Source organism: Ideonella sp. P3_A4 (genome assembly GCF_056403075.1).
Window position 1 is genome coordinate 1 of the sequence record NZ_JBFUGE010001173.1, and the last position, 1,032, is coordinate 1,032.

The window sequence follows — 1,032 nt, forward strand, 5'->3', positions numbered from 1 at the left end:
TCGCCACTCAGGATCAACAGCCGCATGGCGGATTCTGTTTGGAGTAACTCCCTCACGAGCGGCAACGCGGTGCGCCCCTGAAGCCAGAAATCGATGATGGCAAATGAAGGCGCCCCGTGGGCGGCGACGTACTCGGCGCATTTCTTGGCGTCCGAAACAACGTGAGCACCCGAAAACCCGCATTTCGAGATCAGAAAATCAGCAATTCCACGAGCAACCAGCGGGTGGTCATCTACCACGAGGGCGCAATTAAATGGAAGTGACTTTCGGATAGACATTTCTTTATGCGAATGGCGTTGTCTCGCTCGCCTTCACCATACTTCGATGAAAACCTTCTCACCCCTCCGAAGATTCGGAAAAACATCGTCAGATCAGATGGGTGCGGGACGGCCGTTATACCCTACCTCGGTAGGGTTCGCTTACGGTGTGAGGTTTGCAAGAATGAATCCGCGCAAGGCAATGATGGTTAATGACAATTCGCCGTTCAAGCCACAGCGTCCCGCAAATTTCAAAAAGCGGATTATTCAACTTTCAAGGAGATAACTCATGTCCGTTCGTTCCAAAGTTCTGTCTGGGATTTTTCTGCTCGTGACGGGCCTGGCGGCCCAAGCGAGCACGGTACTGTCGTCGCCCGGCAGCCAATTCAGCCACGACTTCACCGGCGGCGGCGATCCGCGCCAAGGCCTGTGTATTGGCGGCGGTTATTGCGGCACGACCAACTACCTCTACGTTCAATACCCCAACAGCTTTGTTTCCAATGTCTTCGTGTCCGCGCACGACGCCGTTGGCGACAAGACCAATGCGCTGCTGGAACTCTGGGTGAACGGGCGCTACCATTCGCGCCAAGACGTCAAGGCGGCCGGGTCCACTCTGGTCTTCGACGTCTACCAGTATGTGTATCAGCTGCAATTCCGCTCGGTCCAGAAGGATGGAAATTCCGGTGGCGACGAGACGATGCTCTTGAACCTTCAGACCTACTGATCACCGCAGAATTTCAACGCTCGGTCGGCATGGCTGCCACCGACGCTGAAA

The 1,032-nt window shown here is 55.2% G+C and carries 2 protein-coding genes; one reads left to right on the forward strand and one right to left on the reverse strand.

Features of this window, described 5'->3' with window-relative positions; translation table 11 throughout:
- Positions 1 to 239 (reverse strand): response regulator (locus AC1DYI_RS36730; RefSeq protein ID WP_477209006.1); only part of this gene is annotated, 239 nt, incomplete at its 3' end.
- A 307-nt stretch (positions 240 to 546) separates the two neighbouring features.
- Between AC1DYI_RS36730 and AC1DYI_RS36735 the strand changes: the two genes are divergently transcribed.
- Positions 547 to 981: a hypothetical protein gene (locus tag AC1DYI_RS36735; protein WP_477209007.1), complete on the forward strand. Its 435-nt coding sequence runs from the start codon at positions 547 to 549 to the stop codon at positions 979 to 981.
- Positions 982 to 1,032 lie beyond the last annotated feature (51 nt).

Coding starts and splice junctions, on each gene's coding strand:
- AC1DYI_RS36735 (WP_477209007.1), top strand. CDS start 547: ATGTCCGTTCGTTCCAAAGTTCTGTCTGGGATTTTTCTGCTCGTGACG.